This window comes from Pseudomonas sp. Pso3 (assembly GCF_055393275.1).
The window spans coordinates 2,054,855-2,078,738 of sequence record NZ_AP043687.1 but is presented as its reverse complement, the minus strand read 5'-3'; the positions used below and the strand labels follow the sequence as shown (position 1 = coordinate 2,078,738).

Sequence of the window (23,884 nt, the reverse complement as noted above, 5' to 3'; positions counted from 1 at the left end):
CTGGGGCCCCTCGCGGTTCAGGGTCCGAACAGCACCCCGACCAGGGCCCCGCCGGCCAGCAGCCACAGCGGATGCCAGCGGGTGAACAGCGAGCCCAGGGCGCCTGCGGCCAGGATCAGCACCCACAGCGGCGCGGTGGCCACGCTGCTGCCCACCAGCCAGGCGCTGGCCGCCACCAGGCCGACGGTGACCGGCACCAGCCCGGCCTGCAGATGCCGCCGCCAGGGGCGATCGGCGAAGCGCTGCCAGAGGTGTAGCACGCCAAGGGTCAGCAGCGAGGACGGCACGAACTTGGCCAGGGAGGTCACCAGCAGCCCCGGCCAGCCGGCCACGTGCCAGCCGATCAGCGGCACGATCATGAGGTTGGGACCGGGCGCGGCCTGGGCCAGGGCGAACAGGGCGGCGAAGTCGGCGGCGCTCATCCAGCCGTGCACCGTCACCACCTGGCGCTGCATCTCCGGCAGCACCGAGTTACCGCCGCCAAAGGCCAGCAGCGACAGCTGGGTGAAGATCAGCGCCAGGGCCAGGAGAGTCGTGCTCATAGGCCCTGCCGATAGCTGAGCAGCACGCTGATGGGGGTGAGCACCAGCATGGTCCAGAGCAGCGGCAGTTTGAGCAGCGCCAGGGCGAGAAAGGCCAGGCAGGCGATGCCCAGGGCCAGCCAGCGACCGCGCAGGGGCTGGACCAGCTTGACGGCCATGGCCACCAGCAGCCCGGCCGCCGCGGCGGCGAGTCCGGCGAAGGCGCGCCCCACCAGCGGATCGTCGTGGTAGCGGTCATAGAGCACGCCCAGGCCGACCACCACCAGGGTCGGCCCCACCAGCAGTCCGGCGGCAGCGGCCAGGGCGCCGCTCCAGCCGGCGAATCTCATGCCCACCGCCACCGAGAGATTGATGATGTTGCCACCCGGCAGGAACTGACAGAGACCGAGCAACTCGGTGAATTCCTCCGCCGACAGCCAGCGACGCTTCTCCACCAGGTAGCGCCGCGCCAGCGGCAACACCCCGCCGAAGGCCGTGATACCCAGGCCGAAGAAGCCCAGGAACAGATCGCGGCGGCGCGGGCGGTTCAGGGTGGGAGCGGTCTCCATGGGCACCTCTCAGCTAGAGCCAGAGCGACAACAATAGCGTACCCGCGAGGCCGGTGACGGAAACCAGCGTCTGCAGCACCGACCAGACCCACAGCGTCTGCTTGAGCTCCAGGCCGAAGTATTCGCGCACCATCCAGAAGCCGGCGTCGTTGACGTGGCAGAAGAACACCGAGCCGGCGCCGATGGCCAGGGCGATCAGCGAAGCCTGAGGACCGGCCAGCCCGGCCACCACCGGCGCGAGGATCCCGGCCGTGGTGGTGGTGGCTACCGTCGCCGAACCGGTCGCCTGGCGCAGCGCCACGGCGATCAGCCAGGCCAGCAGGATGTAGGGCAGATGGGCGCCTTCGGCCACCTTGGCCACGGTATGGCTGACGCCGGCGTCGAGCAGTGTCTGCTTGAGGCCGCCGCCGGCGCCGATGGTGAGCAGGAGCGCGGCGATGGGTGCCAGGCTCTTGCGCAGCACGCCACCGACGCGCTCGCGCGGCATGCCGCTGCCCCAGCCGAGCAGCACCGTGGCCGCCAGCACGGCGAGACCCAGGGCGATCAGGGGTTCACCGAGAAACTTCAGCCCCTCCGCCAGGCCGCTGTGGGGATCCAGGGCGACCTTGGCGAAGGTGCTGCCCAGCATCAGCAGCACCGGCAGCAGGATCACCAGGAGCGACAGGCCGAAACCCGGCTGGCGGGCGTGCTGGTCGCGGGCGCTGAACAGCTCGCCCAGTTCCGCCGGCGGCTGGATGGTCATGCGCCGCGACAGCCAGCCGCCGTACAGCGGCCCGGCCAGGATCACCGCCGGGATGGCGATCGCCAACCCCAGGAGCATGGTCAGACCGAGGTCCGCGTGCAGCGCCCCGACCGCAATGAGCGGACCGGGATGCGGCGGCAGCAGAGCATGCAGGGTGGTCATGCCCGCCAGCGCCGGAATGGCGATGCGCAGCAGCGGCTGTCCGGAGCGCTGCGCCATGACGAAGATGATGGGCACCATCAGCACCAGGCCCACTTCGAAGAACAGCGGCAGGCCGATGACCATGGCCACCAGCGCCATCACCCACGGCAGGCTGCGGCCCTTGCCCAGCCCCAGCAGGGTACTCGCGATGCGGTCGGCGGCGCCGGACTCGGCCATCAGCGCGCCGAGCATGGAGCCCAGGGCGATGATGATGCCGGCCTCGCCGAGGATGCCGCCCGCACCCTTGCTGAAGGCCTTGGCCACGCCTTCGGCGGGCAAGCCGGCGCCCAGGCCGGCGATGAAGGTGCCGATGAGAATGGACAGGAAGGGCGGCAGACGGGTGACGCCGATGAGCAGGACGATGGCCAGAATGGCGGCCAGGCAGCACGAGATCAGCCGGGTGTCATGGGCGACCCAGGCGAGCGCAGCAGGATCCACAGGTGACTCCTTGTAACTTATTGTTTCAGGATCACCTTAACCGAAACGCCGGCCGAGGTACGACGTAAATCGAAATAAAGCCTGTCGCTTATTGCACTTAGCTTGCGAACCTCAGCCGTTTCGCACGATCCAAACAGCGTTCGGTCGTGACCGAATCCCTTACCCTTTGCTTGCAGGCGGTTGGCATGAACGAAACCTCTACTCTCTGGCAGCAGACCCTCGCCCAGTTCCGCGACGGCACCGGCTCCACCCTGCCCACCCCGGGCAGTGGCGCGGCGGCCACCGTGGCGGCCTGCCTGGGTGTCGCCCTGATCCTCAAGGGCCTCAAGCTCAGCCAGCAGCGCCAACCGGTGACCCGCCACGCCGACCTGATCACCGTCGGCGAGCGCCTGCAGGAAGCCCTGAGCACCTGTGCCGATGCCGATGTGCAGGCTTTCGCCAACTACCTGGAAGCCGATCGCCAGGCCAGCGGCGCCAGTGCCGAGGGCGAACGCCGCCAGCAGGCGCTCAATCTGGCCGCGGCCAATGCCGTGCAGATCCCCATCGCCACCGCCCAGCTGTGCCTGGAGGCCCTGGACCTGGCCGCCACGGCCACGCCGCTCACCGTCGAGCCGCTGCGCAGCGACACCCTGGCCGGTGGCCGCCTGGTCCATGGTGCCCTGGGCGCCGTGCTCACCACCGTGGATGCCGACCGCAATGGCCTGAAATCCGGTGACGCCCGGGAGGCCGCCCGGCAGATGCGCGACAAGCTCCAGCAGCAGGCCGACCAGCGTCTCGCCCAGCTGAGCGCCACCCCCGTACCGCCGGCCATGGGCTGACGCGCGGTGCTGGCCCGCCTGGGCTGGGTCCTGCGCGGACTGCAGCGACGCCTGTGGTTTCGCGCCACCCTGTTCTCGGTCGCCGGGGTGGCGACCGCCCTCCTCGCCCTGCTCCTGCGCGACCATATCCCGACCTCGCTGCCGGCCAAGGTCGGCGCCGATGCGGTCGACAAGATCCTCACCATCATCGCCAGCAGCATGCTGGCGGTGACCACCTTTTCCCTCAGCACCATGGTGACGGCCTACAACGCCGCCGCCAGCAGCGTGACGCCCCGTGCCTATCCGCTGCTCCTGGAAGACAGCACCACCCAGAACGCCCTGGCCACCTTTCTCGGCTCCTTCCTGTTCAGCCTGGTCGGCATCATCGCCCTGAGCACCGGGCTCTACGGCGACAACGGCCGGGTGGTGCTCTTCGCCGTGACCCTGGTGGTGATCCTGCTGATCGTCTTTACCCTGCTGCGCTGGATCGACCATCTCTCGCGACTGGGCCAGCTGGATGCCACCAGCGACAGCATCGAGGACGCCGCCAGACACAGTCTGCAGCGCTGGCTGGCCCAGCCCTACCTGGGCGGGGTGGCGGCGCCCGTCGATGAGCCCGCCAGCGGCCGCCCGGTCATGGCCGATCGCACCGGCTATCTGCAACGGGTGGACATGCCGCTGCTGGCGGACCTCTGCGGCGACCAGGGTCGCCTGCGTCTGGCCGTTCTGCCCGGCGCCTTTCTCGATCCGGCGCAGCCGCTGCTCTGGGTCGAGGGCCTGCCACCGGAAAAGGACCAGCGTCTGCGCACCGCCTTCACCCTGGATGCCCGGCGGGTACACGACCAGGATCCGCGCTTCGGCCTGACGGTGCTCGGCGAGATCGCCACCGGGGCGCTGGTGCCCTCGCGCAGCGACTCGGGCACCGCCATCGCCATCCTCGGTCGCGCGCAACGGCTGCTGACGGCGCTCACCGAACCGCGGGATGCGGTCGAGCCCCGCTATCCGCGGATCGAGGTGCCGGAGCTGTCGCTGGATGACCTGTTCGACGACTTCTTCCTGCCGGTGGGTCGCGATGCGGCGCCGCTGGTGGAAGTGGGCATGCGGCTGCAGAAAGCCCTGGCGCGCCTGGCGGTCCAGGGCGATGCCCGGATCAGGCGCGAGTGCCTGCGCCATTCGCGCCTGGCGCTGGCCCGCGCCGAGGCCACCCTTGGCCAGGCCGAGGACCGCGTCATCCTCCAGCAGCTGGCCGCGGACGTCGAACGCCTCTGCACGGCGCGCCAGTAGTGCAGCGCTAGCGCGACCAGGCCGGATCGGTGGTGAAGGCGATGGTCAGCCAGCGGTCCGGCCCCTCGCCGCCGATGGCCTCGCCGATCTGGTCGCGGATGGCGTCCCATTCGTCCAGGGTCTTGGCCGGCCACCCCAGGGGCACGATGAAGTACAGCTCGATCTGCCGCGCCCGGCCGACCTTGGCCACATAGGCGCGATAGTCGAGAAAGCCGAAGCGCGTGACCATGCCCCGGGCGACTTCATCGACCTGCCGCTTGAGCTCCGGCGGGGTCACCATGAGGATCTCCCTGACGGCCTGCCAGACCAGCCTGAGCGGTATGGGGATGATCAGCACGGAGATGATCGACAGCACCAGGGGATCGATGTAGGGCGTGACCCAGGCATAGGCCGTGCCCTGGGCCAGGGCGCCGATCAGGAAGGCCACCACCAGGGCAGCCGAGATGCTGCCCGACATGATCCAGCTCTTGATGTCGAGCCTGAGGAAGTCCGACTGGATGTCGCGGTTCAACCGGTGCACCAGGGCGGCGAATCCAAAGCAACTCAAGGCCGCGACCAGCGCATAGAGCAGCGCCATGCCGAATGCCAGTGCCTTGCCGCCACTCATCAGGCTGATGATCGAGTTGACCAGCGCGTAACAGGCCACGATGCACAGCACGCTGCCGTTGAGCGCCAGGACCATGGGTTCGAGGTGCCAGAAACCCATGTTGAAGCGCTCGGCCAACCGCCGATCGCCCTCCGGTTCCTGCGCATGCCGGTGGATCAGCATGGCCACCAGCAGCGCCACGCCGCTCATGAAGGCGTCCGTCAGCGAATAGAAGCCGTCGAAGACGATGGCATAGGAACCGGACAGCACCCCGAAGGCGATACCCACGGCCGCCAGCAGCACCGTGACGGCAATGGAAAAGCGCAGCACCCTGCGCTCGTTGCTCAGCCATTTCAGCATGATCGACTCCGGCCACGGGATCGCCTCCAGGCGTGGCCAACGGGTTGAGTTAACGCCAAGCATAGAGGCCGACAGCTCAACCTGCATGGGCGGTCCGGCAAGGCTTCCATGCGCGGACGCAATCAAAAGGCGGTGGGCTTCGGGTGTACACTGCAGCGGTGCTTTTTTCTCCCGGGATCTCTGGCAGCCGCCTGTCCCATACCGTGGAATCCTCAACGGCGACCCACCATGATCGAAGTTACCGAACGCTCCATCGCCGAGTTGCGTCGCGCACTCGAAACCGGCCAGACCACTGCGGTAGCGCTGGTCGAGGCCTACCTGGCCCGGATCGACGCCTACGATCCACCCAGCAGCGCCACCGCGCTCAATGCCGTGGTGGTGCGCAACCCCGAGGCCCTGGCCGAAGCCGCCGCGTCCGATCGCCGGCGCGCCCGCGGTGAGACCCTGGGGCCGCTGGACGGCATCCCCTACACGGCCAAGGACAGCTACCTGGTCAAGGGCCTTACCGCCGCCTCCGGCAGCCCGGCCTTCAAGAACCTGGTCGCCCAGCGCGACGCCTTCACCGTCGAGCGGCTGCGCGCCGCCGGCGCCATCTGCCTGGGCAAGACCAACATGCCGCCCATGGCCAACGGCGGCATGCAGCGCGGCGTCTATGGCCGCGCCGAAAGCCCCTACAACGCCGGCTACCTGACCGCGCCCTTCGCCTCCGGCTCCTCCAATGGCGCTGGCACCGCCACCGCGGCCAGCTTCGCCGCCTTCGGCCTGGCCGAGGAAACCTGGTCCAGCGGCCGCGGCCCGGCGTCCAACAACGGCCTGTGCGCCTACACCCCCTCGCGCGGAATCATCTCGGTGCGCGGCAACTGGCCGCTGACGCCGACCATGGACGTGGTGGTGCCCTATGCCCGCACCATGGCCGATCTGCTGGAAGTGCTCGACGTGGTGGTGGCCGACGATCCCGATACCTCCGGCGACCTCTGGCGCCTGCAACCCTGGGTGCCGCTGCCGCTGGCCTCGGCGGTACGTCCGGCGTCCTACCCGGCCCTGGCCACCGGTCCCAATGCTCTGGCCGGCAAGCGCCTGGGCGTGCCGCGCATGTTCATCAACCAGGATCCGGACGCCGGCACCAGCGAGAATCCCGGCATCGGCGGTCCCACCGGCCAGCGCATCCAGACCCGCGACTCGGTGATCGCCCTCTGGGAACAGGCCCGCACGGCCCTGGAAGCCGCTGGCGCCAGCGTGATCGAGGTGGACTTCCCGCTGGTCTCCAATTGCGAAGGCGACCGCCCCGGCGCACCCACGGTGTTCAACCGCGGCATCGTCTCCCGGGAATTTCTCCATGACGAACTCTGGGACCTGTCCGCCTGGGGCTTCGACACCTTCCTGCGCGACAACAACGATCCCAGGCTCAATCGCCTGGTGGACGTCGACGGCGAGCTGATCTTTCCCCACGAGCCCGGCACCCTGCCCAATCGGGAAGGCGACCTGGCCGCCGGCATGGCCGAATACGTGCGCATGGCCGAGCGGGGACTCAAGACCCTGGAGCAGATCGCCACCCTCCCCGACGGCCTGCGCGGCCTGGAACGGACGCGCAAGCTGGACCTGGAAGACTGGCTGGAAGCCCAGGGCCTGGACGCGGTGCTCTTTCCCACCGTGGCCGACGTGGCCCCGGCGGATGCCGAGATCAATCCCGCTTCGGCCGACATCGCCTGGAGCAACGGCGTCTGGGTCGCCAACGGCAACCTCGCCATCCGCCACCTGGGCGTGCCGACCGTGACCGTGCCCATGGGCGTGATGGCCGACATCGGCATGCCGGTGGGCCTGACCTTCGCCGGTCGCGCCTATGACGACGCCAACCTGCTGCGCCTGGCCGCCGCCTACGAGGCGACCGGCTCCAAGCGCCAGATACCGCCACGGACGCCGCCGCTGGTGGGTTGAGCGGAGACGGCGTGGACGCTGGCCGCCAGGCGTCACCCGGCGGCCGGAATCGGAGGATGCCCCCTGGCGTCAAGGCGCGCTAACCGGAGTGTCCAGCCACGGGCCGGTTATGCGGACGCCGCCAGCGGCCTAAGGTGGGTTCCAGGCAGGTGCCGTTTGCCGGCGCCGCTGCCCACCTCATTCCGACCTGCACGAGCCTACCGCCATGAATCCAGCCAAACGTCTGACCGGAAGCGCGCTGCTGGCGCTCGCCCTTTTGAGTGTTCTCTGGAGCGGCGTCGCAGCCGCCGAATCCACCGCTGAACGCAACCAACGCCTGGTCGAACGGGCCTTCGCGAACTGGAGCGCGGGCCGCGGCAGTCTGTTCGACGACCTGCTCTCGCCCACGGTGGTCTGGACCATCCGGGGCAGCGGTCCGGCAGCGGGCACCTACCATGGCCGCGAGGATTTTCTGCAACGCGCCGTACGCCCCTTCGCGCAGCGCCTGGCCACGCCCATCGTGCCCCGGGTCGAGGGCATCTGGGCACGCGAGGATCAGGTCGTGGTGCGCTGGATGGGTACGGCCACCGCGCGCGATGGGGCGCCCTATCGCAACGAATACGTGTGGATCTTCAGGATGGACGGGGCACGGGCGACCCAGGTCGAGGCCTTTCTCGATCTCGTCCCCTACCAGGACGTCATCGACCGCATAGCCCTGGCAGACTCCTCGCCCGCCATGCCCAGCGCAGAACGGCAGGCGCCCTGACGCCACCCCCGTGCGATCACGGCCGATGAGCGTCCCAGAGCGTCAGCGCCAGGGCGATGGCGCCCTCGATCACGGGCAACGCCACGCCATCCCGCGCCATGGGTGAAATGCCCAGCAGCAAGCCTTCGAACAGCGTCGCCAGGACAGGCGCTTCGGTGCCCGCCGCGAGATCGCCACGGTCGATACCGCGCCTGACGCAGGCCAGCAGACCGGCGCGGATCCGGGCACGGGCCTCGCGCAGGGGCAGCGGAATGCTGGAGTCTTCATCCGCATAGGAGCCCAGGGTGCCGAGCGCCACCAGGCAGCCCTTGGGCAGGCGCTCGTCGCACTGCATCCGCGCGGAACGCCCGAGGGCCGAGGCGATCGCCTCCCGCGGGGCCAGGGTCTCGTCGAACAGCGGATCGTTCACCCGGCCATGGGTCTCCATGTAGCGGGCGACTACCTCCTTGAACAGCGCCTCCTTCGAACCGAAGGCCGCATAGAAGCTGGGCGCGGTGATGCCGCCGCCGATCGCCGCCTTGAGCCGACTCAGGGAGGTCGCCTCATAGCCATAGCGCCAGAACAGCAGCATCGCGTCATCGATTGCCTGGGTGCGGTCGAAGGACCGCGGACGCCCCACCTGAGCCACAGCCGTACTCCTCGTCAAAATCGATTTTTATACTAGACGATACAGAATTCATTGACCAGCTAGAGGACCTGCTGCTTAGATATATACCGATCGATACATATCCAAGGAGCCTAGCCGTGACCGCGACCCCCAACCCTGAACGCCTGCCAGTGGCCGCGCTGCTGGCGCTGGCGATGACCGGCTTCATCTGCATCATGACCAAGACCCTGCCCGCCGGCCTGCTCCCCGGGATCGCCCAGGGACTCCAGGTCTCCAATGCCCTGGCCGGGCAGACGGTGACCGCCTATGCCGCCGGCTCGCTGACTGCCGCCATCCCCCTCACCCTGGCGACGGCGCGCTGGCGGCGTCGCCGGGTGCTGCTGGCGACCATCCTGGGCTTTCTGCTGTTCAACACCCTCACCGCGCTCTCCTCCAGCTATCCGCTGACCCTGGTCGCCCGCTTCGCCGCCGGGGCCGCGGCCGGCCTCGCCTGGAGTCTGCTGGCCGGCTATGCCCGGCGCCTGGTAGTGCCGCGCCTGCAAGGGCGGGCGATGGCCATCGCCATGCTCGGCACGCCGGTCGCCCTGTCGCTGGGCGTACCCCTGGGGACCTGGCTGGGCGGGCTGCTGGGCTGGCGGCTGGCCTTTGCCTGCATGTCCGCCCTCACCCTCGGCCTGATCGTCTGGGTGCTGGCCAAGGTGCCCGACTATCCGGGGCAGACCGAGGGGCAGCGCCTGCCGCTGCGCCAGGTGTTCGCCACGCCCGGCATTCGCGCCATCCTCGGCGTGGTCTTTACCTGGATGCTGGCCCACAACCTGCTCTACACCTATATCGCCCCCTTCGTCGCCCAGGCCGGGCTGGGCCACCAGGTCGACCGGGTGCTGCTGACCTTCGGGGCGGCGTCCTTGCTGGGGATCTGGATCACCGGGCGGATCGTCGACCACAGCCTGCGGCGGGCGGTGCTGCTGAGTCTCCTCGGCTTCGCCGCGATCGCGCTGCTGCTGGGACTCAATCGTGACTCGGCGTCGCTGCAGTACCTGGGCGTCTTTGGCTGGGGCCTGACCTTTGGCGGTGCGGCCACCCTGCTGCAGACCGCCCTGGCGGATACCGCGGGGAGTGGCGCCGATGCTGCTCTGGCGATGAACGTGGTGACCTGGAACAGCGCCATCGCCGGGGGCGGCATCCTCGGCGGCCTGTTGCTGGACGGCATCGGCCCCCAGGCGCTGAGCTGGGCGGTGGTGGCGCTGTCCCTGAGCGCCCTGGCCATCGCCGCCACTGCCCGGCGCCACGGCTTTCCCGCCGGCACCCGGGCGAGCGGCTCAGCGGTCATGGGTCACTGACCCCGGGGGGCGGGCGCCCTGCCCACCTCCTCAGCCCCGGTGCGGAAGTGCTTCCAGGGTCTCGCCCTGGAAGAACGCCGGCGCGCGCCAGCGGGCGAACAGCATCAGCACCAGACCCAGTGCCAGGATCGTCACGGCGATGATGAACACCAGGCCGATGCCGCCGAGGTGGGAGCCGCTGCCGAAGTCCGGCGAGAGGCTGGCGATGGCGGTCTGCCAGAAGATCACCGAAAGGATGATGGCACCCAGCAGCGGGCAGAGGCCGCGCAGCAGCGCATGGCGCAGGCTGTCGAACAGGCTGCGGCGGAAGTACCAGACGCAGGCGTAGGCGGTCAGCGAGTAGTAGAAGCAGATCATCATGCCCAGGGCGGTGATGGTGTCCGCCAGGACGTTGTCGCTCAGGGTACGCATGACCACATAGAAGCCGCCGGTGGCGATGCCCGCGGCGATGGTGGCATAGCGCGGCGTGCGCGATCTCGGGCAGATATGAGCGAAGCGCCGCGACACCGCGCCGTAGTACCCCATCGCCAGCAGGGTGCGCGCCGGGGAGATGAAGGTGGACTGCAGCGAGGCGGCGGTGCTGGCCAGCACCGCGATGGACATCAGGATCGCCAGCGGCCCCATTACCGGACCGGCCAGGTGGGCGAAGACGTTTTCCTGGATCTCCGGATTGCCCAGGCCCAGGCCGGCTTCGCTGATGCCGGCGAATTGCAGGGTCGCCGCCGCGGTGAAGAGGTACAGCAGCAGGATCAGCAGCACCGTGACCGTGGCCGCCCGCCCCGGCACCTTCTGGCTGCCCACCGATTCCTCGCTCACCGTGAGGCAGACATCCCAGCCCCAGAAGATGAAGATCGACAGCGACAGCCCCGCGGCAAAGGCGGAAAAGGATTCGACATTGAAGGGGTTGAACCACTCCGGGTGGAAGACCACCGGCGCCGCCTCGGGCGCGGCATTGAAGGCCGCCAGGGAAAAGCCGATCAGTACCAGCAGCTGCAGGGCCACCAGACCGTACTGGACGCTCATGGTCATGCCGATGCCGCGACAGCTGATCCAGACCGCGATGGCGATGAAGACGCAACAGGTGACGACGTTCACCAGCAGGTGCTGCGACAGCGCCGCCAACTCGGCCCGGCCGCTGAGCTGGGCGAGGAACAGATAGAAGAAGTCCACCGCCACCCCGGCGAGGTTGGACAGCACGATGGTGGTGGCCGTGACCAGGCCCCAGCCGCCGATCCAGCCGATCATGGGACCGAAGGCGCGGGTCGACCAGGTAAAGGAGGTGCCGCTGTCCGGATCAACCGCGTTCAGCTCGCGATACCCCAGGGCCACCAGCAGCATCGCCAGGAAGCCGACGATGAAGACCGCCGGCAGATAGACGCCCACCTCGCGCACGGTGGGGCCCAGGGCGCCGGTCAGGGTGTAGACGGGGGCGATGGTGGAGATGCCCAGCACCACGCAGGCGAGCAGGCCGAGGGAGCCGGCGGCCAGGCCCTTGGCGGACGGATCGGCCAGGGCTGCCGGCCCGGCGGTGTCCGAGCCGCCGACCGGCGTGCCCTTGCGCTGTTCAGTCATAGGTCTCTGTCCTGCTGTTGGTCTTGTTATTCAGAGTGCGGCGTGTGCGGCAAGGTGCCTAGCGCGCGGCGGCATGGCGTTGGCAGGCGTCACGAAACGCGTCCAGCAGCGCCAGGGATTCGGGGTTGTCGCGGAAATTCCACTCGGGATGCCACTGCACCCCGACGACGAAACCGGGCGCGTCGGCCAGGGATACCCCTTCCACCAGGCCATCCGGCGCCTGGGCCTCGATGCGCAGCCCAGGCGCCAGGCGCGCGATACCCTGGCTGTGCAGCGAATTCACCTGGAAGCTGGCCGGCAGGCCGAGGCGCTCGAACACCCCGCCCGGCGGCACCGCGACCGGGTGCGTGGGCGCGTACTGCTCGGCGAGCAGCTCGCTCTGGGGCTCGCGGTGATCGGCATGCCCGGGCAGCTCCTGGACGCGCTGGTGCAGGCTGCCACCCAGGGCCACGTTCAGCTCCTGAAAGCCGCGGCAGATGCAGAACACCGGGATACCGCGGTCGATGGCCAGGCGCAGCAGCGGCAGGGTGTAGGCGTCGCGCGCAGCATCGTGGTGGGTGCCGGCGAGACTTGCCGGTCCCTGATAGTGATGGGGCTCGACATTGGAAGGCGAGCCGGTGAACAGCAGACCGTCAAGGTGCGCCAGCAGCGCCTGCGGATCGCTCGGCACGCTGCGCGCCGGCAGCACCACCGGCACGCCGGCATGACCCGCCGCCTCGACGTACTTGTCGCCGACGGTATGGGAATCGTATTTGCCGAGCGTCTGCCGGCACGCCGTCACGCCGATGAGGGGCATAGGGGACATGGCTTACCTCCAGAGTGCCCGCCGGTAGCCGGCGGGCGGACAGGGTCAGATACCGAGGCGATCGCGCAACTGGTAGTAGGTCGCGCCCAGAGCGGTGAAGGGCACGCGCAGGAGTTGCCCGCCCGGGAAGGGATAGTGCGGCAGGCCGGCGAAGGCATCGAAGCGCTCGGCCTGGCCGCGCAGGGCCTCGGCCAGCACCTTGCCGGCCAGGTGGGTGTAGGTGACGCCGTGACCGCTGCAGCCCTGGGAGTAGTAGATGTTGTCACCGAGGCGGCCCACCTGGGGCAGCCGCGACAGCGTCAGCAGGAAGTTGCCGGTCCAGGTGAAATCGATCTTCACGCCCTTGAGTTGCGGAAAGGTCTGCAGCATCTTCGGCCGGATGATGGCCTCGATGTCCGCCGGATCCCGCGCGCCATAGACCACGCCCCCGCCGTAGATCAGCCGGCGATCGGCGCTGAGGCGGAAGTAGTCGAGCAGGTAGTTGCAGTCCTCGACGCAATAGTCCTGGGGCAGCAGGCTGCGCGCCAGCTCCTCGGACAGCGGCTCGGTGGTGAGCACCTGGGTGCCGCAAGGCATGGACTTGGCGGCCAGTTCCGGCACCAGCCCGCCCAGGTAGGCGTTGCCGGCGACCACCACGAAGCGCGCCTTCACCTGACCCTGAGCGGTATGCACCACGGGGTTGGCGCCGCGGTCGATGCGGGTGGCCGCGCTTTGCTCGTAGATCTTGCCGCCCAGGGACGCCACGGCCGCCGCCTCGCCTAGGGCCAGGTTGAGCGGGTGGATATGGCCGCCGCTCATGTCCAGCAGGCCACCCAGGTAGCGATCGGTGCCGACCACCCTGCCGATGCCGGCCTTGTCGAGCAGCTGCAGCTGGGTATGGCCGTAGCGCTCCCAGAGCTTCTGCTGGGCTTCCAGGTGACCGAGCTGCTTGCCGGTCAGGGCGGCGAAGACGCCACCGTCCTTGAGATCGCACTGGATGCCATAGCGAGCGATGCGCTCGCGAATGATGCGACCGCCCTCGAAGGCCATTTCGCCCAGCAGTTGCGCCTGCCTGGGTGGCAGCTGGCGCTCGATGGTATCGATGTCGCGGCTGTAGCTGTTGACGATCTGGCCACCATTGCGCCCGGAGGCGCCGAAGCCGACCCGCGCCGCTTCCAGCACCGTCACGCTGAAGCCGTGCTCCAGCAGGAACAGCGCGGTGGAAAGCCCGGTGTAACCGGCGCCGATGATGCAGACGTCGCTGTCGACACTGCCCTGGAGCACCGGGTATTCGGTGTGAATGTTGCGCGAAGCCGCGTAGTAACTGCCGACGTGTTGCTGCATGGTGAGATTCCTCTGCCTGCGGCTCCGGCGCGAACGCCCTGGCCGCCGCGCCTGTTCAGAGCTTGATCCAGGTCGCCTTGAGTTCGGTGTATTTGTCGAAGGCGTGCAGCGACTTGTCGCGTCCGTTGCCGGACTGCTTGAAGCCGCCGAAGGGCGCCGTCATGTCGCCGCCATCATACTGGTTGACCCAGACACTGCCCGCACGCAAGGCGCGGGCCACGCGATGGGCGCGGGAGAGGTCGCTCGTCCAGACGGCGGCGGCCAGGCCATAGGGGGTGTCATTGGCGATGCGCACGGCCTCCGCTTCGCCATCGAAGTCGATCACCGCCAGCACCGGGCCGAAGATCTCTTCCCGAGCGATGCGCATGGCGTTGTCCACGCCTTCGAAGATAGTCGGCGTGACGTAGCTGCCACCGGTTTCGCTCAGGGCCCGCTCGCCGCCGCTCACCAGTCGCGCCCCCTCGGCGCGGCCGGCCTCGATGAACTCCAGCACGGTGCGCAGATGGCCCTCGTCCACCAGGGCGCCGACGCGGGTATCGGGATTCAGGGCATGGCCGGGCGTCCACGCCTGCAGCGCCTCCGCCACCAAGGCCAGGAAGCGCGTCTTGATCGAGCGCTCGACCAGCAGCCGCGAGCCGGCGATGCACACCTCGCCCTGGTTGAAGGCGATGGCTGCGGCGGCTGCCTCGGCTGCGGCCCTGAGGTCCGGGGCGTCGGCGAAGACGATGTTGGGGCTCTTGCCACCCGCCTCCAGCCAGACGCGCTTCATGTTCGACTCGCCGGCATAAACCAGCAGCTGCTTGGCGATGCGGGTGGAACCGGTAAAGACCAGGGTATCGACGTCCGGGTGCAGCGCCAGCGCCTGGCCGACGGTGTGGCCGTAGCCGGGCAGCACGTTGAACACGCCCGCCGGAATGCCGGCCTCCAGCGCCAGGGCAGCGATGCGAATGGCGGTCAGCGGCGACTTCTCGGACGGCTTGAGGATCACCGAGTTGCCGGTGGCCAGCGCCGGCCCCAGTTTCCAGCAGGCCATCATCAGCGGGAAATTCCAGGGCACGATGGCCGCGACCACCCCGACCGGTTCGCGGGTCACCAGGCCGAGCTGGTCGCGCGGCGTGGGCGCCACCTCGTCGTAGACCTTGTCGATGGCCTCGGCGCTCCAGCGGATGGCATTGGCCGCCGCCGGCACATCGATGGCGAGCGAATCGCTGATCGGCTTGCCCATGTCCAGGGTTTCCAGCAGCGCCAGCTCCTCGGCATGGGCCAGCAAGAGATCGGCGAAGGCGATCAGCACCCGCTTGCGCTGCGCCGGTGCCCGATGGGCCCAGTCGCCTCGCGCGAAGCTCGCCCGCGCAGCCTGCACGGCGAGCTCGGCATCCTCGGCCATGCAACTGGCCACCCGGGCCAGCGGGCGACCATCCACCGGACTCAGGTCGGCGAAGGTCGCGCCGCCCTGGGCGGCCTGGTAGCGGCCGTCGATGAAGGCACGGGCTTCGATGGTCAACGCCTGGGCACGCTGCTCCCAGTCCTGTTGCGTCAGCACGGTCATGATCACGCCTCCTAGACGGTGTGCAGGTACCAGTTGTATTCGAGGTCGGAGATGGTGGTCTCGAACTCCTCCAGCTCGGCTTCCTTGCAGGCGACGAAGATGTCGATGTACTCGGGGCTGATGTACTGATTCATCACCGCACTGTCGTCCAGCTGGCGCAGGGCGTCGCGCAGGTTGTTGGGCAGGCTCTGTTCGAGCTGCTCATAGGAGTTGCCACTGACCGGGGCGCAGGGCTCCAGGCGCTGGGTCATGCCGTGGTGAATGCCGGCGAGGATCGAGGCCATCATCAGATAGGGATTGGCATCGGCCCCGGCGACCCGGTGTTCGATGCGGATCGCCTCGCTGCTGCCGGTGGGCACGCGCACCGCCACGGTGCGGTTGTCCAGGCCCCAGCTCGGCGCATTGGGCACATAGAACTGGGCGCCGAAGCGGCGGTAGGAGTTGACGTTCGGGCAGAGAAAGGCCATCGACGCCGGCAGGGTTTCGAGGATGCCGGCGATGGCATGGCGCAGCGGCGCATGGTGCTCGGGATCGCCGGTGGCAAAGATGTTCTGCCCGGTCTGCTTGTCCAGCAGCGAAATGTGCACGTGCAGGCCGTTGCCCGCCTGGCCGGGATAGGGCTTGGCCATGAAGGTGGAATCCATTTCATGGTCGTAGGCGATGTTCTTGATCAGCCGCTTGAGCAGCACCGCGTAGTCGCAGGCCTTGATGGCGTCTTCGACGTGATGCAGGTTGACCTCGAATTGCGCCGGCGCGGATTCCTTGACGATGGCGTCTGCCGGTATCCCCTGCTCCTTGGCGCCTTCCAGCATGTCCTGCAGGCAATCCACGTATTCGTCCAGGTCGTCGATCAGATAGACCTGGGTGGAGACCGGTCGCTTGCCGGAGATCGGCGAGCGCGGCGGTTGCGGCCGGCCGTTCACGTTCTCCTGGTCGATCAGATAGAACTCCAGTTCGAAGGCGGCGCAGATGGTCAGCCCCAGGTCGTCGAACTTCTTCACCACCCGGCGCAGCACCTCGCGCGGATCGGCGAAGAATGGCGAGCCGTCCTGTTCGTGCATGGTCATCAGCAGTTGCGCGGTCGGGCGCTTCTGCCAGGGTTCGTAGCTCAGGGTGCCAGGGATGGGAAAGCAGGTGCGGTCGGCGTCGCCGATGTGCAGGCCCAGGCCGGTGCTTTCCACCGTGGAGCCGTTGATGTCCAGGGCGAACAGCGAGGCCGGCAGATTGATGCCGCGCTCATAGACCTTGGAGAGACTGGCCCGCTCGACGCGCTTGCCCCGGATGACGCCGTTCATGTCGGTGATCAACAGATCGACGTACTGGATCTCGGGGTGCTCCTTGAGAAAGCCGTTGGCTTCGGTGAGCTGGACGACGCGGGGGGATATCGAATTCATGGGAGGCATCCTTGACGCTGGCCCGCTTCGTTGTGCTTGCTCGTGCGGGTCTGGCAGCGTGGCTGTGGGCGGTGGTTGCTGCAGGCGCCGACCCTGTCTGCAAGGTCCGCCCTTCCACCTGATTGCCCTTGGGGGGCCGGGCCAGTATAAATTGGCATGAGCGCAACCCATATCGGCGAATCGACAAAGGAAGAATGCACCGATGCAATATCAGATAGGTCATGCCGATCTCAAGCTGATCCTTGCCCTGGTCCGCGGCAGGACCCTGGCCCGCGCGGCGGAACAGTTGCAGGTGGACGTCTCCACGGTCTTTCGCGCCATCCGCAAGCTCGAAGCCAATCTGCAGGTCGCGCTGTTCGACAAGACCCGCCGCGGCTACACCCCGACCCAGAGCGCCAAGGCCCTCGCCGAACAGGCCGAGCGCGCCGAACAGGCGCTGGATGCGGCGCGCATCGCCCTCACCCAGGGCGAGAACGTCATCAGCGGCACGGTCCGCCTGACCTGCACCGATGCCGTGCTGCGCAGCCTGCTGCTGCCCGGCCTCGCCGACCTCATGCCGCGCTATCCCGCGGTCGCCCTGGAAGTCGCCACCTCCAACACCTTCGCCAGCCTGAGCCGACGGGATGCGGACATCGCCCTGCGCCTGTCCAACGCCCCGCCCGAACACCTGATCGGCCGCCGGCTCGGTCGCAGCTCCTATTTCGTCTGCGGTCACGAACGCTATCGCAGCGGTTACGGCCAGCTGGCCACCGAGCTGCCCTGGATCGCCCCGGACGACTCCCTCGCCGATCACGTCTCGGTCGCCTGGCTGAGACAGGCCTATCCCAGCCTCACTCCGCGCTATCGCTGCAGCAGCATGTCTTCGGTAGGCAGCCTGGTCGGCGCCGGCCTCGGTGTGGCCGCCCTCCCCGACTTCATGATCAGCAGCCTGGAGGGCGTCGAACGCCTGGGTCCGGCGCTGCATGGCTGCGACACCGATATCTGGCTGCTAACCCGCCCGGACAATCTGTCGCTGCGCTCGGTGCAGATCCTCTTCGATGAGTTGGCGAATCTGTTGAAGGCGCGGATAGCGGATGTCTGTCAGGCCTGAAGCGCAGCGTTCGTTCGTCCGTTTTGCTGCCAACTTGCCTAAAACTTTTGAAACACCACGTCCCACTTAAACAACCACCTAAAAAGGTTTTAACGAATTTTTCACGCATTCTTCACGAGCTTTTTGAAGATAAGGTCGCTAATGCGACCAAGAGCCCTCAAGCGCTCTTCCGACAACCAGAGTCAAGCACGCAAGGCGCTCTTTCCAAGTAGATCGTCGGCGACGAATTGCCTTAAAAAACAAGCGGGTTAGGCGATATCGATGGGCGTGAGGAACCTGTCCATGGAGACAACGATGAGCCGCCTGTTCGTCATCCCCGAGAATCCCGATCGTGACTGCCTGCTGCAGATCCACAGATTGCTGACGTTGAGAATCGATCAACTGCGCAATGTGGATATGGGCAGTCCGCAACTACAGGACATGCTCTTTCAGTTCGAAGCCCTGACGGCGGAAACTATCCAACTGGTGGAGGAAGTCGCAGTTCGACTTGCCACGGAAACAAGCTAGCTGACGACTGACAGTGCAAGTCCAGGCGGCGCGGCACTCTTAGGCGAAACGCCTCCTGGGGATCCGCATCGCTGCCGGCAAATGCAGACCTTGGGTAACGTCGCCCTCAAGGAGGAAGGCGCGCACGATCAGGCTCCGTCCAGCATGAGCGTCCATTCGCAGATCAAGAGCTGCCGGCTCGACTCCGTTCTCGAAAAGCTGAACGACACGACCGGCAGCCGGCAGCCACCCGCCTTCGCCAGCGCCCTGGCGCGGCGCCACCCCGCGAGGCGTCCGACGCTGTCCAGACTGCTGGAGCGACTGCGCCGCACGGCTGGCTCGAGCACGTCCGGCGAGCGCGATGCCGAGCGGCGCCGAGCCCCCAATGAAGTCATCACCAAGCATCCAAGGCCAGACCGATGAAGAACGCCAAACTTGCCACGCTGCCCACGCAAACACTGATGCAGCGCCTGACGCCTGAACTGGACGGCTGGACCGTGCTGGTCAGCCCGACCTGCCCGGACGGCTCGATCTTCGCGCGCCTGTATTCGCGCGCCGACCGGCGCGCGATCGTCATCCCCTTCGACGTCCAGGCGATCGATAACGACAGCTATATCCGCGAGCGACTGGCGCTGGTGCGCGCCTCCCGCGTCTGAGCGGACCTCCGCGCAACCGGCCTCTCAGCCAGGGCGGCAGGGGCCGGTACTGCCCCGTACCACCAGCTCGAAGGGCAGCACCACCTCCCGACAGGGCGGTGGCGAACCGGCAAGGGTCTCCAGCAACAGGGCGACCGCGCGCTGGCCGAAGGCTTCCGCGGGCTGGGCGATGGTGGTCAGCGGCGGATCGCTGTAGGCGGCGAAGGCGATGTCGTCGAAGCCTGCCAGGGACAGATCCTCGGGCACCCGCAGTCCGGCGCCGCGAAGGGTCTGGAGGGCGCCGATCGCCATCTCGTCGCTGCAGCAGAACAGTGCCGTCGGCCGCTCCGATAGCCGCAGCAGCGCCCGCACCGCGGCGGCGCCGGCGGCCAGGGTGAAATCACCCGGGTGCAGCAGGTCAGGATCCAAGGGGACACCGGCCTGGCTGAGCGCCTCCTGATAACCCGCCAGGCGTTCCAGGGTCAGCGGACTGCGTTCCGGGCCCTTGATCAGGGCGATGCGCCTGTGACCGAGCGCCAGCAGGTGTTCGGTCAGGCAGCGGGCGGCGGCGCGATTGTCCAGCCGCACCTTGGGCCAGGAATGCTCGGCGAGCACCTCGCAGGCATTCACCGCCGGCGGTGCGTCGGGGTCACCGGCGAAGGGATCGAAGGCGCGCAGCTGGATCACCCCATCCGCCTGCCGCGCATAGACCAGTTCGGCGTACTCGCGCTCGCGGGCCTCGTCCCCCGCGGTATCGCACAGCAGCACCCGATACCCCGCCGCCTGGGCCGCCTGCTGGATCCCGGCGATGACGCGGGCGAAGAAGCTGTTGGCGATCAGCGGCACCAGCACCACCAGGTTGCCGGTGCGGCGCGAGCGAAATTGCACCGCCATACCGTTGGGCCGGTAGTTGGCCGCGGTCACGGCGGCCTGCACCCGTTCGCGGGTCGCCGGCGCCACCACCTCGGGATTCTTCAGGGTGCGCGATACGGTCGCGACCGATACCCCGGCCAGTTCGGCGACCCTGCGGATATTGGACATGCGGCCTCGGTTGGCGTGGGAAAGGGTGCAACTGTGCGCAAAGCCCGGCGTGCGGGCAAGCCGTACGTCCGCCGGGCGCTTGACTAACGATCGCCGCAGGCTCCAAATACCCGCAGATGTAACCGGTTACACTCAACACAATAACAAACCGAGGGTAAGAGGATGCAGGCTGAAACCGGCGGCAAGGTCCGTTACGGCATGATCGGTGGCGGCCAGGGCGCCTTCATCGGCGCGGCCCATCGGCGCGCCGCGGCCTTGGATGGCGCGCTCGAACTGGTCTGCGGCGCCTTCAGCCGTGATTTGGCCAACAACGAGGCGACCGGTCGCGAGCTGGGTCTGGCGCCCGAACGGGTCTATGCCTCATGGGAGACCCTGCTGGCCAGCGAAGCCCGACTGCCCCCCGAGCAACGGGCCGAGTTGCTGGTGATCGTCACGCCCAACGACCTCCATGTGCCCATCGCCCAGGCGGCCCTGAGCGCCGGCTTCCACGTCTTTTCGGAAAAACCCGCCGGCATCTCCCTGGCCCAGGTGCAGCGCCTGGCGGACACGCTGGCCGCCCTGCCCCGGCCCCTGCGCTATGCGCTGGCCCACACCTACCTCGGCTATCCGCTGGTGTGGGAAGCCCGCGAGCGCGTCGCCCGCGGCGAGCTGGGGGCACTGCGCAAGATCCATGTGGAATACCCCCAGGGCTGGCTCGCCCAAGACCTGGCCGCCACCGGCAACCGGCAGGCGGCCTGGCGCGACGATCCGGCCCTCTCCGGCCCGGGCGGGTGCCTGGGCGACATCGGCACCCATGCCTTCAGCCTCGCCGAATTCATCGGCGGCCAGCCCATCACCCGCCTCAGTGCCCACCTGCGCAGCCACCTACCCGGTCGGCGGCTGGACGACGATGTCATGGTGCTGTTCGAAACCGCCGCGGGCGCCAGCGGCAGCCTGCTGGCCAGCCAGGTCTGCATTGGCGAGGAGAATGGCCTGCGCATCCGCCTCTACGGAGAGCGCGGCAGTCTGGAATGGCAGCAGCAGGCACCCAACAGCCTGCTGCAGCGCAGCCTCGACCAACCGCCACAGACCCTGCGCGCCGGCCTCGGTCTGCCCTGGCTGAGTGCCGGTACCCAGCAGCGCCTGCGCCTGCCCGCCGGGCACCCGGAGGGCTATCTCGAAGCCCTGGCCAATCTCTATCGCGAGCTGGCCGCGGCCATTCGCGATCCCGCCGATCCCGCGCCGGGCCTGCCCGGCATCACCACCGGCTGGCGCGGCCTGGCCTTTATCGAAACCGCCCTGGCCAGCCATCGGCACCAGGGCGCCTGGACCCCCTTACCGACCCTAGGAGCCTGAACATGGCCGCCAACGCTCGTCCCGGCCTCAAGGGCCCGGCGATCTTTCTCGCCCAGTTTCTCGACGACAAACCGCCCTTCGACACCCTGCCCAACCTGGCGCGCTGGGCGGCGGACCTCGGCTACCGCGGCATCCAGCTGCCGACGCTGGGCCCCCAGTGCCCGAATCTGGAACGCGCCGCCGCCAGCCAGGACTACTGCGACGAACTGCTCGGGCAGTGCGCCGAAGCCGGCGTGGCCATCAGCGAACTCTCCACCCACCTGCAGGGGCAACTGGTGGCCGTGCATCCGGCCTTCAGCGAGGCCTTCGACGCCTTCGCCCCGCCGGCGCTCCGTGGCCGCCCGGACGAGCGCCAGGCCTGGGCGGTCAAGCAGCTCAAGCTGGCCGCCAAGGCCAGTCACCGCCTCGGTCTCAAGGCGGTGGCGAGCTTTTCCGGTGCCCTGCTCTGGCCCTATGTCTATCCCTGGCCGCAGCGGCCCGCCGGCCTGGTGGACGAGGGCTTCACCGAACTGGCCCGGCGCTGGCGTCCCATCCTCGACGTCTACGGCGAAGAAGGCATCGACCTCTGCTTCGAATTGCATCCGGGCGAGGACCTGCACGACGGCGCCACCTTCGAGCGCTTCCTGGCGGCGGTGGACGACCATCCCCGCGCGCGCATCCTCTATGACCCCAGCCATTTCGTCCTGCAGCAACTGGACTACCTGGGCTTCATCGACCGCTATCACGCGCGCATCGGCATGTTCCACGTCAAGGACGCGGAATTCCGTCCCGATGCCCGCAGCGGTGTCTATGGCGGTTACCAGGACTGGGCCGAGCGGCCGGGACGCTTCCGTTCCCTGGGCGATGGCCAGGTCGATTTCGGCGCCATCTTCAGCAAGTTCACCCAGTACGGCTTCGACGGCTGGGCGGTGCTGGAATGGGAGTGCTGCCTCAAGGACGCGGCCCAGGGCGCGGCCGAAGGAGCGCCCTTCATCCAGCGCCACCTGATCCAGCCGGCCACCCGCGCCTTCGACGACTTCGCCGGCAGCGACGCCGATCCGGCGCGCAATCGGCGGATGCTCGGCCTGGAGTAAGGATCCGCCTCGTTTTTTCGTCACATAACCCACAACAAGGAATCGACGATGAACGCACTTTCGCTACGCCTGAGCACCCTGATGTTCCTGCAGTTCTTTATCTGGGGCAGCTGGTTCGTCACCCTGGCGACCTTTCTCGGCAATACCCTGGGCGCCAATGGCGGCCAGATCGGCCAGGCCTTCGCCACCCAGTCCTGGGGCGCGATCCTGGCGCCCTTCGTGATCGGCCTGATCGCCGATCGCTACTTCAACGCCGAGCGCATCCTCGGCCTGCTGCACCTGGCCGGCGCGGTGCTGCTCTACCAGCTCTATGCGGCGGTCGACTTCACCACCTTCTATCCACTGGTACTGGCCTACATGCTCTGCTACATGCCGACCCTGGCGCTGGCCAACTCCGTGGCCTTCCGCCACCTGGCCGATCCAGCCCGGCAATTCGCCAGGATCCGGGTTTGGGGCACCCTGGGCTGGATCGCCGCCGGCCTGGCGATCAGCTTCGTCTTCGCCTGGGACAGCCGCAGCGGCATCGCCGCCGGGGCCCTGCGCAACACCTTCCTGCTCGGCGCCGGTGCCTCGCTGCTCCTAGGGCTCTACAGCTTCAGCCTGCCGCGCACCGCGCCGCTGCCGGCCACCCGCGGCGGCCTGGGCGCGATGCTCGGCCTGGACGCCCTGCGCCTGCTCAAGGACCGCAGCTTCGCGGTGTTCTTTGCCGCCTCGGTGCTGATCTGCATTCCGCTGGCCTTCTACTACCAGAACGCCAACCTCTTTCTCGCTGAACTGGGGGTGGCCAATCCCACCGGCATGATGACCCTCGGCCAGGTGTCGGAGGTGGGCTTCATGCTGCTGCTGCCGCTGTTCATCCGCCGCTTCGGCCTCAAGCGCACCCTGCTGGTGGGAATGCTGGCCTGGGCGGTGCGCTATGGCTGCTTCGCCCTGGGTGCCCAGGGTGACGCCCTCGCCTACCTGCTGCTGGGCATCGCCCTGCATGGCGTCTGCTACGACTTCTTCTTCGTTTCCGGGCAGATCTACACCGACGCCAAGGCCGGCGAAGCGAACAAGAGCGCGGCCCAGGGCCTGATCACCCTGGCCACCTATGGCGTGGGCATGCTGGTCGGCTTCCGGGTCGCCGGGATGGTCTCGGACCACTACGCCAGCGCCACCGGCCATGACTGGCAGGGCATCTGGCTGTTCCCGGCGCTGTTCTCCCTGGGCGTGCTGCTGGCCTTCCTGGTCACCTTCCGCGACGCCCGCCCGGCGCGCGCCACGGCGGCTGCGCCCCTGCGCTAGGACATTGCGATCGGAGGTCCGACTCGACTTGGGTCGGGCCTCCCACAGCGCCTTCCTCCCCGACGATCCAGCTGGACCCGTGGCCCAGGCGCTGCGCCTGCGGGTCTGCGCCTTGGGGCTATCTCTCCCGCGCCCTCCTCTGCAGCAAGGCCACGCTGGCCCGAGCGCCTGA

At 68.2% G+C, this 23,884-nt stretch carries 23 protein-coding genes; 12 read left to right on the top strand and 11 right to left on the bottom strand.

Annotated elements, in window-relative coordinates:
- Positions 1-17: 17 nt before the first annotated feature.
- From ACZ5R1_RS09730 to ACZ5R1_RS09720, 3 genes are read right to left on the bottom strand one after another with little or no spacing between them, the layout of a single operon-like run.
- Positions 18-542 carry a chromate transporter gene (locus ACZ5R1_RS09730; protein WP_007158686.1) on the bottom strand — a complete coding sequence of 175 codons (525 nt, stop codon included), beginning with the start codon at positions 540-542 and terminating at the stop codon, positions 18-20.
- Positions 539-1,090 carry a chromate transporter gene (locus ACZ5R1_RS09725; RefSeq protein WP_027602041.1) on the bottom strand — a complete coding sequence of 184 codons (552 nt, stop codon included), beginning with the start codon at positions 1,088-1,090 and terminating at the stop codon, positions 539-541. The genes ACZ5R1_RS09730 and ACZ5R1_RS09725 overlap by 4 nt, the downstream gene beginning before the upstream one ends.
- A 13-nt stretch (positions 1,091-1,103) precedes the next feature.
- Positions 1,104-2,471, bottom strand: a complete 1,368-nt coding sequence (locus ACZ5R1_RS09720) for a GntT/GntP/DsdX family permease (RefSeq protein WP_027599676.1) — start codon at positions 2,469-2,471, stop codon at positions 1,104-1,106.
- A 185-nt stretch (positions 2,472-2,656) separates the two neighbouring features.
- Between ACZ5R1_RS09720 and ACZ5R1_RS09715 the strand changes: the two genes are divergently transcribed.
- Together ACZ5R1_RS09715 and ACZ5R1_RS09710 are read left to right on the top strand one after the other, a co-directional pair.
- The gene (locus ACZ5R1_RS09715; RefSeq protein WP_464713109.1) at positions 2,657-3,289 is read left to right on the top strand and encodes a cyclodeaminase/cyclohydrolase family protein; all 633 of its coding nucleotides are present in this window, start codon (positions 2,657-2,659) and stop codon (positions 3,287-3,289) included.
- Between the two features lie 6 nt (positions 3,290-3,295).
- Positions 3,296-4,552 (top strand): DUF2254 domain-containing protein, encoded by a 1,257-nt coding sequence (locus ACZ5R1_RS09710; protein WP_464713108.1) that lies wholly within the window; start codon positions 3,296-3,298, stop codon positions 4,550-4,552.
- 7 nt (positions 4,553-4,559) lie between these two features.
- Here the strand turns inward: ACZ5R1_RS09710 and ACZ5R1_RS09705 are convergent, their stop codons facing one another.
- Positions 4,560-5,498, bottom strand: coding sequence for a cation diffusion facilitator family transporter (locus tag ACZ5R1_RS09705; protein WP_027602038.1), 939 nt, complete (start codon positions 5,496-5,498; stop codon positions 4,560-4,562).
- A gap of 228 nt (positions 5,499-5,726) precedes the next feature.
- Here ACZ5R1_RS09705 and ACZ5R1_RS09700 point away from each other — a divergent pair, with 228 nt between their 5' ends.
- Both ACZ5R1_RS09700 and ACZ5R1_RS09695 read left to right on the top strand, forming a co-directional pair.
- Positions 5,727-7,433 (top strand): amidase, encoded by a 1,707-nt coding sequence (locus tag ACZ5R1_RS09700; protein ID WP_027602037.1) that lies wholly within the window; start codon positions 5,727-5,729, stop codon positions 7,431-7,433.
- A gap of 205 nt (positions 7,434-7,638) precedes the next feature.
- Positions 7,639-8,178 carry a nuclear transport factor 2 family protein gene (locus ACZ5R1_RS09695; protein ID WP_027602036.1) on the top strand — a complete coding sequence of 180 codons (540 nt, stop codon included), beginning with the start codon at positions 7,639-7,641 and terminating at the stop codon, positions 8,176-8,178.
- Between the two features lie 16 nt (positions 8,179-8,194).
- Here ACZ5R1_RS09695 and ACZ5R1_RS09690 read toward each other — a convergent pair whose 3' ends face one another.
- Entirely contained in the window at positions 8,195-8,806 is a 612-nt protein-coding gene (locus tag ACZ5R1_RS09690; protein ID WP_044342576.1) for a TetR/AcrR family transcriptional regulator, read from the bottom strand.
- A gap of 173 nt (positions 8,807-8,979) precedes the next feature.
- On the opposite strand from ACZ5R1_RS09690, the gene ACZ5R1_RS09685 reads away from it, so the two are divergent.
- Positions 8,980-10,125, top strand: coding sequence for an MFS transporter (locus tag ACZ5R1_RS09685; protein ID WP_464713276.1), 1,146 nt, complete (start codon positions 8,980-8,982; stop codon positions 10,123-10,125).
- A gap of 30 nt (positions 10,126-10,155) precedes the next feature.
- On the opposite strand, the gene ACZ5R1_RS09680 is transcribed toward ACZ5R1_RS09685, so the two are convergent.
- Genes ACZ5R1_RS09680 through ACZ5R1_RS09660 form a run of 5 tightly spaced genes read right to left on the bottom strand, consistent with a single transcriptional unit; the run spans position 10,156 to position 16,768 of the window.
- A complete protein-coding gene (locus ACZ5R1_RS09680) occupies positions 10,156-11,697 on the bottom strand; it encodes an APC family permease (protein ID WP_464713107.1) in 1,542 nt (513 codons plus the stop codon).
- A gap of 58 nt (positions 11,698-11,755) precedes the next feature.
- Positions 11,756-12,502 (bottom strand): gamma-glutamyl-gamma-aminobutyrate hydrolase family protein, encoded by a 747-nt coding sequence (locus tag ACZ5R1_RS09675; protein WP_278897085.1) that lies wholly within the window; start codon positions 12,500-12,502, stop codon positions 11,756-11,758.
- A gap of 45 nt (positions 12,503-12,547) precedes the next feature.
- Positions 12,548-13,825: an NAD(P)/FAD-dependent oxidoreductase gene (locus ACZ5R1_RS09670; RefSeq protein WP_464713106.1), complete on the bottom strand. Its 1,278-nt coding sequence runs from the start codon at positions 13,823-13,825 to the stop codon at positions 12,548-12,550.
- 55 nt (positions 13,826-13,880) lie between these two features.
- Positions 13,881-15,374 carry an aldehyde dehydrogenase gene (locus tag ACZ5R1_RS09665; RefSeq protein WP_074582868.1) on the bottom strand — a complete coding sequence of 498 codons (1,494 nt, stop codon included), beginning with the start codon at positions 15,372-15,374 and terminating at the stop codon, positions 13,881-13,883.
- An 11-nt stretch (positions 15,375-15,385) separates the two neighbouring features.
- Complete coding sequence (locus ACZ5R1_RS09660; protein ID WP_042133650.1) at positions 15,386-16,768, bottom strand: glutamine synthetase family protein; 1,383 nt, start codon at positions 16,766-16,768, stop codon at positions 15,386-15,388.
- Positions 16,769-16,970: 202 nt separating this feature from the next.
- On the opposite strand from ACZ5R1_RS09660, the gene ACZ5R1_RS09655 reads away from it, so the two are divergent.
- From ACZ5R1_RS09655 to ACZ5R1_RS09640, 4 genes are all read left to right on the top strand, one after another.
- Entirely contained in the window at positions 16,971-17,858 is an 888-nt protein-coding gene (locus ACZ5R1_RS09655; RefSeq protein ID WP_042133648.1) for a LysR family transcriptional regulator, read from the top strand.
- Positions 17,859-18,152: 294 nt separating this feature from the next.
- Positions 18,153-18,365: a hypothetical protein gene (locus ACZ5R1_RS09650; RefSeq protein WP_169742406.1), complete on the top strand. Its 213-nt coding sequence runs from the start codon at positions 18,153-18,155 to the stop codon at positions 18,363-18,365.
- 81 nt (positions 18,366-18,446) lie between these two features.
- Entirely contained in the window at positions 18,447-18,767 is a 321-nt protein-coding gene (locus tag ACZ5R1_RS09645; RefSeq protein WP_145247888.1) for a hypothetical protein, read from the top strand.
- Positions 18,764-19,000, top strand: a complete 237-nt coding sequence (locus ACZ5R1_RS09640; RefSeq protein WP_027602026.1) for a hypothetical protein — start codon at positions 18,764-18,766, stop codon at positions 18,998-19,000. The genes ACZ5R1_RS09645 and ACZ5R1_RS09640 overlap by 4 nt, the downstream gene beginning before the upstream one ends.
- A gap of 24 nt (positions 19,001-19,024) precedes the next feature.
- On the opposite strand, the gene ACZ5R1_RS09635 is transcribed toward ACZ5R1_RS09640, so the two are convergent.
- Positions 19,025-20,020, bottom strand: coding sequence for a LacI family DNA-binding transcriptional regulator (locus ACZ5R1_RS09635; protein WP_464713105.1), 996 nt, complete (start codon positions 20,018-20,020; stop codon positions 19,025-19,027).
- Positions 20,021-20,182: 162 nt separating this feature from the next.
- Between ACZ5R1_RS09635 and ACZ5R1_RS09630 the strand changes: the two genes are divergently transcribed.
- The 3 genes from ACZ5R1_RS09630 to ACZ5R1_RS09620 are packed head-to-tail and all read left to right on the top strand — an operon-like array spanning position 20,183 to position 23,712.
- Positions 20,183-21,355 (top strand): Gfo/Idh/MocA family protein, encoded by a 1,173-nt coding sequence (locus ACZ5R1_RS09630; protein ID WP_464713104.1) that lies wholly within the window; start codon positions 20,183-20,185, stop codon positions 21,353-21,355.
- A gap of 2 nt (positions 21,356-21,357) precedes the next feature.
- Positions 21,358-22,428, top strand: a complete 1,071-nt coding sequence (locus ACZ5R1_RS09625; RefSeq protein WP_464713103.1) for a sugar phosphate isomerase/epimerase family protein — start codon at positions 21,358-21,360, stop codon at positions 22,426-22,428.
- Between the two features lie 48 nt (positions 22,429-22,476).
- Complete coding sequence (locus ACZ5R1_RS09620; RefSeq protein WP_464713102.1) at positions 22,477-23,712, top strand: MFS transporter; 1,236 nt, start codon at positions 22,477-22,479, stop codon at positions 23,710-23,712.
- The last annotated feature ends 172 nt before the right edge of the window (positions 23,713-23,884 follow it).